Here is a 13,807-nt window from a genome sequence, read left to right as displayed (position 1 = left end):
CACGGCATGATATATTGCGAAGCCGTTTCATCAGCCATGAAGGTGAGCCTAGGCAAGTCGTGGAAAGTGAGGTCAGGTTTGTCTTACAGTATTACGATTTAACATCACTAGCGCCTGCAACACAGCAGCATAAGATACAGACACTACAAGCAGAAGAAGGACAGCGAGGTTTTGACCTAACAGCAGGGCAATTATTTAGAGCGAGTTTGGTCAGGCAAAGTGCAACGGAAGCGGTGCTGATGATCAGTCTTCACCACATCATCGCAGATGGTTGGTCGGTAGAGATATTGCATCGAGAGTTTGCGGCACTTTATCAAGGATTGCAAAGAGGGGAGGCCGCGGTACTTCCTCCTTTAGCAATTCAGTATAGTGATTATGCTGATTGGCAGCTGGCAAGTCAGCAGCAACAAAAGCTCAAGTCACAGCTAGACTACTGGGTTACTGAGTTAGCCGAGCGTGGTGAAGATTTAAAACTGCCTAGTGACACCGGGACAATAGAAAAACTTAGGGGTAGTACCAGCAAAGTCAGTTTTTCTTTATTGCCTTCTTTTAGCTCTGAATTAGAACTGATAGCAAAAGATCAAAAGATAACACTCAATATGCTGTTAAGTTCAGCATGGGCTATTTTGCTAGCTAAGCTTACCGGCAGCTCGTCATTACAGATAGGACTCCCTGTTGCTGGGAGGCAGCATGCGGCTTGCTTTGATCTAATTGGACTGTTCGTCAATACCGTTGTCTTGAAAGTTGAATTACAGTCGGAGATGACTATTATCGAGTTGTTTTCTCATGTGAGTGAGAAAAGCACTTCTGCTTTTGCCAATCAAGATGCTCCGTTGGAGCAAATAATTGAGCGTTTGAACCCGCCAAGAAGTTCATATCAGCATCCCGTATTCCAAACATTGTTAGCACTTCACAATAAGTATGAGGCTGCGCAGATACCTGCTCTCGAAATGAATGAACTGATACGGACGAATGGTCATTCAGAATTTGATTTAGTGCTAACTGCAGAGCAAACAGAACATGGCTTAGATTGCCATATAGAGTTTCTAAATGAGCTTTACCACTCTAGTGATGTTGCCAAATGGAGCGAGTATTTCTTAAATATCTTAAAGGCTTTTGTAACGCAACCTAATGCAACCATTGCCGAGTTATCACTTATGTCTAATGATGATAAGAGGCGTTTACTTGGTCGGCCTCAAAGCGTATTGCAAGCTACTCCAACTTTGTTGATGCCTCAGCGGTTATCGAATAATGCTGTTCGGTTCCCCGATAATATTGCCATAGTAGATAATGGCAAGGAGTATACTTATGCTTGGTTAGAATCCCACTCAAATCAGCTCGCAAATTATCTCTTACAAGAGGGAATTACAACAGAAGATCGAGTAGCAATCTGCCTGCCAAGATCGGCAATGTTTATGGTCGCTATTTTCGCGGTTATGAAAGCTGGTGCGACATATGTGCCGCTGGATAGAGCGCAGCCAAAAGCTAGGTCTCTTTATGTTTTGGCCGATAGTAAACCAAAGCTTTTGTTATTACCTGAGGGTGATGACCATGAGAGTTACAAACAAGCAGAATCCGATTATGTGATACAGAATTTAAGTGAAGATCACGCAATATTCCAAGATCATGAACCGAATGCGCCCCAAATCTGCATCGCCCCACAGCAACTGGTGTACCTAATATATACATCAGGATCCACCGGTAACCCTAAAGGCGTGATGGTGGAGCACCAAAATTTAGCTGCTTTTGTCGAAGGCTTTATAGACCGCTACCGACTCGACTCGACTAAACGCATACTGCAATTTAGTGCTGTAAATTTTGATATGTCCATTGAGGAGATATTTGGCAGCTTAATGACAGGTGGGACGTTGGTACTACGAGACGATACCTGGCTATCGAGTACGGCAACATTTTGGGCGCTTTGTGAACAGCAACGTATCAATCTAATCACTTTGCCAACGGCATTTTTCCATCAACTTATGCAGGCGCCTACTATGTCATTACCTAATATGCTGGAAACAGTCATTATTGGTGGTGAAGGGTTACAGGCTGGCTGTGTTGAGCGCTGGTTTGCACATCAAGGGAAGCTTCCAAAGTTAGTTAACTCTTATGGTCCAACTGAAACCACCGTCACTGTTTCGCACTTAGAGATAAAGCCTGATGGCTATTATGGTGAAATTTTGGCTATTGGCAAAGCGGATGCGAATAACCGTATTTATATACTCGATAATCAGCAACAACTACAGCTTCCTGGTGTAAAAGGAGAGATTTATATTGGTGGAAATCAAGTCAGCCGAGGCTATTGGAACAAAGATGAGTTAACGGCAAAGGTATTTTTTGCAGATTTGCTGGAGCAAGATCTTGGTTCAAGAATGTATCGCACTGGAGATATTGCTCGATATCGTAATGACGGAAACATTGAGTTTTTAGGTCGCAGAGACGCTCAAGTCAAATATAAAGGTTACCGTGTTGAGTTGCCTGAAGTGGAGCAAAACTTAGCTCAGCATGAGCGGTTGGATAGCGCGGTAGTGCTGCTTAATACCACTAAACAGCATCAGCACCTTGACGCTTGGTTGGTTAGTCACAGTTGCCAAGATCATAGTGACCTTATCAGTGATGTGAAGGGGTGGCTCAAGCATAGGTTGCCTCATTATATGCAGCCTAGTCGGTGGGCTGTGCTCAACGTATTGCCGTTAACAAATAATGGCAAAATTGACAAAGCTAATTTACCCACCCCCATTGCGCATAGTGATAGTCGCTATATGGCGCCGAGCAATGAACTAGAAGAGAAGCTTGTGGATATATTGCAACTGACTTTGGGGTTACAAACTTCCCCAGGAGTGCATGATAGCTTCTTCGAGCTTGGAGGTAGTTCTATTTCACTGGTCGCGTTTAAAAATGCGATAGAAAACGGTTTCGGTGTACAGCTGGAACTGCTGTTTTTATTCACGTATCCAACCGTAGCTGAGATTGCATTAGCTGTTGAACTGGCTAACAAAAACACTGGCGCAAATACCGAGGCTGAGCTTGCGGAAGATATGGAATCTGGAGAATTTTAATGGTTCAAAAAATAATAAAAAAAGCGCTAGCTGCAGGGATCGAACTTTATCTTGAAGAGCAAAAGCTAAAATTTACGGCGCCAAAAGGAGCGTTGACCTCTGAGCTAAAGAATGAAATTTCTGCACACAAAGACGATATTATCCAGTATCTACAACATAGTATCCAACGTCCTAAAGTTAGTGCTATCACTCCTCGTCCTGACAGTAAGTATCTACCTTTGTCTTTGGCGCAGGCGAGATTGTGGTTTATACACCAGCTTGGTGGTGGCGAGAGTAGCGAATATAATATTTTTGCAGCATTCGAGTTAGAAGGTGAGTTGCGAGTTGATAAGGTTAGTCAGGCTTTGGCTGAAATAATCAACCGTCACGAAGTGCTCCGGTGTGGTTACGTTGAGCAGCAAAATCAAACGCTGCAGTTTTTACATCAAGACTTTGAGATACCTCTGTTTCAAGAAGACTATAGCCTGCTTTCTGCCGCAGAATATGAGACTAAACTACAACAGTTGATAACTAAAGAGTCACGTTACTCATTCGACTTGAGTGCTGAATTAGTATTGCGGGTAACGCTTGTTAAACGTCATGCCAAACAGCATTGCTTACTTTTCGCTGTTCACCATATTGCAGCAGACGGCTGGTCAGTGGAAGTGCTGTCATCAGAATTTGTGACCAGTTATCACCAGTTAGCGACTGGCCAGTCAGTGCAGTTAACTGCTTTACCAATACAGTATGCTGACTATGCCTATTGGCAAAAGCAACATTTAGATCAGCCAGTACTTGAACAGAAATTAGAGTTTTGGCATGACTATTTAGCCGAAGCTCCAGAGGTACATAGCCTACCACTCGATAGACCACGCCCTAAACAGCAAAATTTTACATCTAAACAAATGCAAGTTCCTTTGAGCAAGAAACTGAGCGAGCAGTTAGTCAAGCTGGCAAAAAGCCACAATGTGACGCTCTTTACCTTATTGCAGTCTGCATTTGCTTTTGTTTTAGGCCGATTTAGTGGTAGTGATGATATTGTGATGGCGACACCTGTGGCGGGAAGAGAACGAGAGGAAGTTCAGTCCTTGATCGGCTGCTTTCTCAATACAATAGTGCTGCGTTCGGAGATCCCTGAAGATGGTGATTTTTGGCAATTTTTAGCTAAAAATAAAAGCCGAGTACAGCAGGCTTTTGGTCATCAAGAGGTACCTTTTGACCAAGTCGTAGAGGCTGTGCAGCCTTCCCGCAATTTAGCCTACAACCCTTTAGCCCAAATCAAGTTTGTACTACAAAATTATCAACAATCTCAATTTGAATTGACGGACTTGATTGTTCGCGCTTTACCGTTGCGAGAGGGAGCTGTGCGTTATGACTTGGACCTTAGCATATTTGAAGAGCAAGGAAGCCTAATCCTTGACTGGAATTATAAAAGTGAATTATTCGACCAAGTGACAGTGGAGCGGTTATCAACAGCTATGGTGCAATTGCTAACTGCGTTGCCTGAACACCAATCTAATCAATCATTACCTTCGTTGTTGAGTGAAGAAACAAGACAATCGCTCCTATCAATGGGAACAGGTGAGCAGCAAGTTACTGATACAGAACTTCCCATTGTACAGCAGATATTAATTCAGGCTCAGAGTGCACCGGAACGAATCGCAGCTCGAGCAGGTGATACGACACTAAGTTATGGCGAATTAATTGCCAAAGCGAAAAATTTAGCTGGCTGCTTATCAGAACAAGAAATAGGTCATGGTGATCATGTTGCGCTATTACTGCCTAAAAGTGTGGAGCTATTAGTCGCCCTTATCGGAGTACAGCTGGCGGGAGCCGTATATATCCCATTAGATAAATCGAGTGGTAAGACAAGGTTGGAATATGTATTAAAAGATGTTGATGCCGAACTATTGATAACCCAAAGTGCACTTCTCGAAACAGTATCTAGCGAAGGGTATGATGTAATGTTGATGGATGACTGCTTAACGCCAGACTGGCTAAGTGAGTTTACACCATCTTCGCTACCGCCAACTCAGTTAAGTGATAGTGCTTATCTAATTTATACATCAGGCTCTACTGGTCAACCCAAGGGAGTTGAAATTACTCAGTTGGGATTACAGCAGTATTGCGCCTTTGCCAGTGATTTTTATTACCAAGACCATCTCGTGGGCTCTCTACTCGTTACTGAGCCGGCATTTGACATCAGTGTACCTAGTCTTTACTTACCCTTATTACATGGGGGATGTGTGACATTATTGCCACAAGATGATGTGATTTTTGCTTTGCTGAACGAATTACAGCAACTTGAGCTTGAAGGGGTATTATTGCGATTAACTCCTAGCCATTGTCAGGCCTTACTCGATGCGCTCAAGGGCCAAGTGATCACTGCCCCTTGTGTATTGGTGATAGGTGGTGAGGCCCTATCGCAAAGAGTAGCTTTAGCATTAGGTGATACGTTTCCTAACAGTTTGTTATATAACCATTACGGTCCAACAGAGACTGTCGTGGGCTGCTGCATACATGCATTCAATGATTTACCATTGTCAGGAAACGGCACTGTACCGATAGGTCTGCCAATGACCAATACTCAGTTGCTGGTATTAAACGAACAACAGCAACTTCAAGTGCCCGGAGGCATCGGCGAATTGTGGATTGCAGGTACCGGTGTGGCGAAGGGATATTGGCAACGGCCAGAGTTAACCTCTAGGTGTTTTGTTGTAGATGTTTTAAAGAGCGGCTCGTCCGAACGTTACTACAAAACAGGGGATTTAGTTCGCTGGAATAGTCAAGGGCGGTTGGAGTTCATTGGTCGTAATGATCAACAAGTTAAAATTCGTGGGCATCGAGTTGAACTTGGCGAGATTGAAACGCTTTTGGAGGGCTGTGATGGTGTTCAACGATTAATCGCACACGTTAATAGAAACCAAGAAAATGAGTATCTTGTGTGTTATTTCGTGCCTCAACATGAAGATGTTGAGGCCGTGCGCAACCAGCTAGAAGGTCTTGCCGCTGCTAGGCTACCTGTGTACATGAGACCGCATTGCTATATTGCGCTTGATGACTTTCCGCTAAGTCGTAATGGCAAAGTTAACCGACGGGCATTACCTGATCCCAAAACGTTGCAACAAACTTCACGACTTGCTCCGGAGAGCTTGGTTGAGATGCAGTTGCTGGATATTTGCACGCAGCTGTTATCACGAACAGATATTGCGCCTAACAGTGACTTTTTTGCAATGGGGGGGCATTCACTGTTAGCGGTTAGGTTGATCAACCATGTGAGTACACAGCTGGGTAAGAAACTACAGTTAAAAGATATTTTTAATCACCCAATTATTCGTGACTTGGCTAAGTTTATACAGAAAAGTGAAGATCTAGCGCTTGAACCAATTAAGCGACTGGAGACGGATATGGTTAAACCGCTTTCTGTAGCGCAGCAGCGGTTGTGGTTACTGTCGCAGATTGAAAGCAACCAGGCTCAGTATAATATGCCATTTGCGTTGGATATCTGCGGCCAGTTTGATGTCGATATTGCTGAGTATGCCTTGACTCAGTTACTAGAGCGTCATCAGGCATTACTTATGAATTTTGTCACAATAGATGCTCAACCACAGCTACAGTTAACGCAAGAAGCTTTTCAACTAGTATTACTAGATGTGACTGGAAAGTCTATCGCTGAGCAGCAGTATCAACTTGAGACTGTGCGATTAGAAAATGCAACCATACCATTCGATCTAAGTCGAGATTGTCTGTTGCGCGGGACTTATGTCAAGCGAGGTGAGCAGCACGGCACGTTACTCCTCACTACACATCACATCGCGACAGATGCTTGGTCGATGAATATTCTATTACGCGACTTTATTACTATTTATAAACAAAAGCTGGGTGTTGACACTGAAGCGCTTCCTGTGATCGATATTCAATACAGTGATTATGCCGCGTGGCACCATGAACAACTTGCATCGAATGAGCATAAAGCGCACCTAGATTATTGGCTTACACAGCTTGCAGATATTGATGCTGTCCATCAGTTACCCATTTATCAAGCGAGAAGTAATCAGCAAACGTTTGCTGGAAACAATCTGCAATGGCTATTGAATCAGAAACAGTTGAATGGTTTAAAGCAACTTGCGGGCAAACACAATGCGACGCTTTTTATGGTATTGCATGGTTTATTGGGTCTGTTAATTTGCCGTCATACTCAGCATTCGCAAGTGGTTATTGGAACCCCGGTTGCAAATCGTAGTCACCCGCAGTTGGATAACGTTGTGGGCTTTTTTATAAATAACCTAGTGTTAAAAGTGGAGTGCTCTCTTAAGCAGAGTTTTGGGACGTTCTTAGAACAAGTAAAGCAAGTTAACCTAGAGGCATTGTCCCGCCAAGCTACGCCATTTGAACAACTGGTCGAAATGCTAGCTCCTGAACGCAGTTTGAATTATTCCCCGTTGTTTCAAATCATGTTGATTCTGGACAATACGGCGAACGAAGCGTTACCTCTTGGCGATTTGCCGTTTTCCATGACACCACAGTTACATTCAGAATCGGTAGCTAAGTATGAATTGACTTGGCATGCACGTGAACAATCAGAGGGTCTGCAGCTTACAGTCGAATACCGTACTGAGTTGTTTCATCAGCAATATATCGAGCAGATGATGGCGCAATTTGCACAATTGGTTGATGGCGTCATCGATTCTGAACAACAAGCTTGTTATCACTACAACTTGTTACCAGAATCTCAACGTGACTATTTGTTGCAACAGCTAAATTGTACCTCGCAAGCGTTTGATAGTGAGGGGTTACTGCAACATGCCATCGAATACCAAAGTGTTACGCAGCCCGATAAAGTAGCTGTCTGTTTTAACAATGAAAACTTAACGTTTGCACAGTTAAATGCGCAATCTGAATGTGTTGCTAAACAGTTGTATCAAAGAGGGATCCGGCCTGGAGATTTAGTTGGGATTTGTCAACCGCGCTCTTTATCTATGCTGATTAATATGTTGGCTATTTTAAAAGTTGGTGGTGCTTATTTGCCTTTAGATCCCAGCTACCCACCACAGCGGCTGAATTATATTGTTCAAGATAGCGAATTAAAGCACTTAATTTTGACGCAATCGTTACAACCATTATTCAGTAACAATGTATCAGCTGCACTTCACTTGGTTGAATACCTAGACTTACAGGCGTCGACAAACCCCGTTTCTTATACTAATCAACTCACCTCAGATAGCTTGGCATATGTGATCTATACGAGTGGCTCCACGGGCAAGCCAAAGGGCGTCAAAGTGAGCCACAGAAACGTACTTAACTTTTTTACCGCGATGAGCACATCGCTACCAAGCAACTCGTCAGATATAACCTGGTTAGCTAGCACGAGCATTAGCTTTGATATTTCTGTGCTCGAGCTATTCTGGAGCTTAGCCTCTGGAGCCAAGGTAATCATCCAGCCAGAGCGACCACAGAGTATCGCAAGTGAAAAGCTCGCACAGGTGCATTTATGCAAATCAGATATGGCATTACTCGATGCAAAAGAGTTATCTGTTGCGAAGTTTTCAAGCTATGTTGGTGATCGAGTTTCTTGCTTACATTCTGATACTGAAAACCTCGGCTTAAACTGTCGAGCCACAGAGCAAGAATATGAGCAGGCGGCGCGAAGCGGAGCTGGACTTTCGGTGCTATATCAAGGAAGCGAGCTTTCAGAACTAGCAACAAAAGTTGCGGCATTTAACACTATTCAGCAAGCGGCTAGCAGCAGAGTACTCTATCTGCCCGTTAGCGAATGCAATGAACAAACGGGAGCGCTTTGCACGCTTGAAGATAGTGATATGGCTCTGGCGCAATTAGCTCTCTTTGGCAAGATGGGCTTTAATGCAGTTGTAGTTATTTACACGTCTCAACAACATGCCTCCATCACACCGCAGCAGTTATCTTGTGTAGCAACAATTCAAGAACGCTTTATACAGCACGATTGTCAAACGAATATGTTGGCACAACGTTTTGAGAACGATTGGGATCCTGCTCAGTTAATCCTTCAACACCAAGTTTCACACTTTCAAGCGACGCCTAGCTATATACGTGAATTACTACACAGTGACTCGGGTCGAGATGCATTACAGCAGCTGGAATTGCTACTGGTTGGTGGAGAGGCTCTGAATGATGACCTTGCTCAGCAACTTTGTGCGCTTCTGCCTGAGCGAGTGTTTAATATGTACGGGCCAACGGAATGTACGGTGTGGTCTTGTGCGGCTAAAGTGAAGCCACAAGCTGTCACGATAGGTGCCCCTGTCGCGAACACTCAAGTTTACGTTGTGGATGAATTTCAACAGCTAATGCCACATGGTGCTGTGGGTGAACTATTAATTGCTGGTGAAGGAGTGACACCAGGCTATTTAAATCGTCCGGAGCTAACGCAGCAACGATTTGTGGAAGTGTCCTTTTTAACGACACCTATTAGGGCATACAAAACCGGCGATTTGGTTCGTTGGCAGGACACGGGTGAGCTCATCTATGTTGGCCGTAACGACGATCAGGTCAAAATAAAAGGACATCGTATTGAACTTGGAGAAGTTGAACGACTAATTCGCGAGTTCGCGGGTTGTCAGCAAGTGGCGGTGGTTAAACAATGTCGCAGTCAAACCGAATTATTGGTCGCATTTGTTGTGTGTTCATCTACATGCCAAGATAAACAGCAGAGCGTATCACAGTGGCGCCATATACTCGCTATGCGTGCCCCAAGTTATCTTATCCCTGACCGTATAGAGTGTGTCTCTGCTTTACCTCTAACTCCAAATGGCAAAGTGGATAAGTCAGCGCTAGCTAACTTGAATGTGGTTACAGATATTGATTTTGTACCAGCTGAGTCGGAGAGTGAACACAGTGTGATGGAGAGTTGGCAACAAATACTCGGGCTTAACTCTGATATTTCAGTTCATGACAGCTTTTTTAATATTGGTGGTCACTCATTATTAAGTTTACGGTTAGTAAATGAATTAAACGCTAAATTCAATTCCACTTTGTCGCTTCGAGATATTTTTGAACATAATACTATCGCGGCGTTGAGTCGGTTGATTGATGAAAAGCAAACAAGTCAGCAGCACGTTATTCCGAGACGTAAAAAATCACAACAGTCATTGCCATTATCATTACAACAGCGCCGTTTATGGTTTATCGATCAGCTTCACGATGGTAAAAGTACGCACTACAACATGCATTTGCTTTTCCAAGTTGGCAAACAGTTTAACCTTGCGCTGGCTACTCAAGTTATGAATGAGTTGATAGAGCGTCACCAAGCATTACGCACGATTTACCGTACTCAGGAAGAAGAAATAACGCAAGTCGTGGTCTCACGACCTAAGTTTACTATTACCGAGCTAAATGAACAGCAGCTATGCGCCCAAAGCGCAGTCGACGAGCGACTAAAAGCATTAGCGCAACTCCCCTTCGAACTTGCTACATCCATTCCGATCAGAGCAACTTATGTTACGACAGGGCTAAGTTGTTACTTGCTAATTTGTGTCCACCATATTGCGACAGATGCTTGGTCTATGGAGGTCCTTGCTCAAGAGTTTTATTCGCTGTATCAGGCTTATCAGCAGGGGAAAGCGCATCAACTAGTTGCACCCACAGTCGATTACGCTGATTATGCATTATGGCAGCACAGTGAAGCTCAGCAGCAGCGGTTAGCGCGACAAAATCAATATTGGTTAGAGCAGCTAAGTGATATGCCCATGCTAAGTTCATTGCCACTGAATAAGCCCCGTGGGAAGTTTGCTGCACATAAAAGCCAAACCATGACTATAGAGGTCGAGGGTGAATTATTCGAATTAATGAAAAAAGCAACATCAGCGACTAATACGACAGCATTTATGTACTTACACGCTGTTTTGAGCATCGTACTATGCCGCTATAACAATAGTGATGATTATGCTATTGCAACGCCAGTGGCTAATCGACCACACAAAGATTTTGACAGCGTGGTTGGTTTATTTGTTAACACCTTGGTGCTGCGTACTCATTATCAATCTGAGTGCTGCTTTAGTGATTATCTACAACAAGTAAAAAGTACTGATGTTGCCGCCTTAGACAATCAAGAGACGCCCTTTGAGTGGCTAGTTGAGCAGCTTACGACACAGCGCACTACGAGTTATAACCCCTTGGTGCAGGTTCTGTTTACGTATCAAAAGGCGCTAGTCTCAGATGAAAGCACCTTTACCGAACACCTTAAGCCCATCGAGTTTAGTGATCAGCAAAGTAAGTTTGAATTTTCATTGCGTGTTATAGAGCACGAGCGAAAGCTGTTATTACAGTTTGATTATGATACGAGTCTATTTGAAGCGGTAGCGATACAAAACGTTGTGAATAGCGTAAAGCACGTACTGGCTCAAACGCTGACCAACCCTGAAGTCGCACTTGGGCAATTACAGTTAACTACGAAACAAAGTGAGCGTTCGCAGCAGTGTGGTGTTGTTAACCTTAAAGGTCGCGATACATCCTTATTAGCATTATTTTATCAGCAAGTAGCAGCTCACCCTAAGGCTATCGCTACGCGCTATAATGAGCAGGAGTTCAGTTATGAAGTGTTGGCCCAAAAAGTAGAGCAGCTGGCCAACTACTTGCGTCAACAACAAGTCGGGGAAAGTAGCCGAATTGGCTTATACCTTGATCGTGGTCCTGAAATATTGGTCGCAATTCTCGCTGCTTTGAAAATTAATGCTTGTTTTGTTCCGATTGATTTGTCAAACCGAGGGGAGCGTCTCAATAGCATAGTTAACGATGCAAAGCTTGATATGGCACTCATTTCACAAGCCTATTGGGCGCGCTGGCAAAGTCAACCATGCCAGGTGACGGATCTAACACTTAGCGATTGGTTGTTTCACGAGTATAGTAGTCTGCCAAGCAGTTCAGTTTACCAAGCTCAAACCCCCGCTTATGTTATTTATACGTCAGGTTCAACAGGTAAACCTAAAGGGGTTGAGGTTTCGCATCGGGCATTGCTTGATTACTGCCAGTTTGCTTTGCAGAATTATTATGACGTTGAGTTAGTAGGCTCGTTCTTGGTGACGTCTTACGGCTTTGATATTAGTTTGCCTGCATTACTTCTACCATTATTGTGCGGTGGTACGGTCGACCTAAGTGGTCACCATGATGAGGTTTTAACCGAGCTTGCCAAGCGACTTGCGCGACCAAGTACTCAGCCTTTGTTGTTGCGATTAACACCTATGCATGCCAGAGCGTTAATGTTCATTATGGGTGATGAGGTATGTCAAAGTCAGCATGTCTTTGTGATTGGCGGTGAGTTGTTTCCGGTATCGCTTTTCGCCCAATTAACTCATACCTTTCCAAATGCCACCATATACAATCATTATGGACCAAGCGAAGCCGTTGTGGGTTGTTGTATCGCGCGGCTAAATGATTTTGAGCTAGGACAGGCTGATTCGCTCCCTATTGGCTACGCTATGGAAAATACCCAGCTATATGTATTAGACAAAGCAATGCAGATAGTACCAACTGGTGTTGTAGGTGAATTGCACATTGGAGGGCGCTGTCTCGCGAATGGCTATCTTAACCAACCGGGGTTGACTACTCAGCGTTTTGTTCACAACCCATTTCAGCCTGGAGAGCGATTATACCGTACCGGTGATCTTGTTCGGCAACAGTATGACGGCAGCTTATACTATGTGGGTCGCATTGATGATCAAGTGAAACTACATGGTTTTCGTATCGAATTGGGAGAAGTAAACCAGCAGTTGCTTATGCTACCTCAGGTTAAGGCAGGTGTTACCGTAATGGCAGGAGAGGAAGAGCATAGGCGCTTAGTCTCATATGTTGTGCTTAACCAGTCCAATATAGACCCAGATATCACTTTGTCACAGATATTGCTGACGCTACAACAAAACCTTCCTAGTTACCTTTGCCCTGCGCAATTGATTGACTTGCCTGAGCTACCATTGAGTGCAAACGGTAAAATTAATGTCAAAGCGCTACCCGAGGCACCCATGCAGGACTCAAAAGAGTTTGTTGCGGCCAATACCGATCTTGAATTGCAATTGGTAGCTATCTGGCAACAGGTACTTCGACTTGAGCAACCACCGAGTATAGATTGTAACTTTTTCGCAGCTGGAGGTAACTCTCTGCTTGTCATGTCATTAAGCGCTGCTCTACAGAAGCAGTTTGCGTGCGTAACACAAATGAACCAATTATTTCAATATCAGACTATCCGCCAACAAGCAGAGTTGATTGAGCAACTATTCGCATTACAAGCAGTCGATGCAGAGAATGACGAATTTGAAGATGAGGGAGTATTATAATGGTGCTAGAAATTCTAAAGAAAGCGCGCCTACAAGGTGTCACATTATTTCTCGACGAGCAGGGACAGCTGCGTTTTAAAAAGAAGTCAGGCAAGTTAAGTGCTGAGTTAAAAGCTGAATTAACAGCAAACAAACAAGAATTAATAGCGCTACTCCGTGCCCAGCAAGAGAAATTGGTTGCTATTACCAGTATAGATCGCAGTGGTGCGATCCCAGCGTCATTTTCACAACAACGGCTGTGGTTAATCGATAAGCTAGAAGGCAGTCAACATTATAATGTTGCAGCAGCACTGGCCTGTGATGGGGTACTGGATATTGCAGCCATAGAAGCCAGTCTAACCCAAATAGTTGCCCGCCACGAGGCGTTAAGAACCTGTTTCGAAGCCCACGATGGAGTGTGTATGCAGCGGGTAATGCCAGCCCGAGCGGTGACGGTAGAAGTGGTGAATTTGGTTGATTGTGGTGAAG

Annotated in this window: 3 protein-coding genes; all 3 read left to right on the top strand. The window is 44.0% G+C overall.

The features are described from left to right. Positions 1 to 3,059: amino acid adenylation domain-containing protein (locus L3V43_RS17860; RefSeq protein ID WP_237123937.1), on the top strand; the 3,059-nt coding region annotated here is incomplete at its 5' end. Beyond that, complete coding sequence (locus L3V43_RS17855) at positions 3,059 to 13,339, top strand: non-ribosomal peptide synthetase (protein ID WP_237117147.1); 10,281 nt, start codon at positions 3,059 to 3,061, stop codon at positions 13,337 to 13,339. The genes L3V43_RS17860 and L3V43_RS17855, both read left to right, overlap by 1 nt. Continuing rightward, positions 13,339 to 13,807: condensation domain-containing protein (locus L3V43_RS17850; RefSeq protein WP_237117148.1), on the top strand; the 469-nt coding region annotated here is incomplete at its 3' end. The genes L3V43_RS17855 and L3V43_RS17850, both read left to right, overlap by 1 nt.

It is taken from the genome of Pseudoalteromonas sp. L23 (assembly GCF_021728455.1).
Taxonomy (GTDB): domain Bacteria; phylum Pseudomonadota; class Gammaproteobacteria; order Enterobacterales; family Alteromonadaceae; genus Pseudoalteromonas.
Note: the sequence above shows the minus strand (reverse complement) of the source record. Positions and strands in the feature narration are given on the sequence as shown.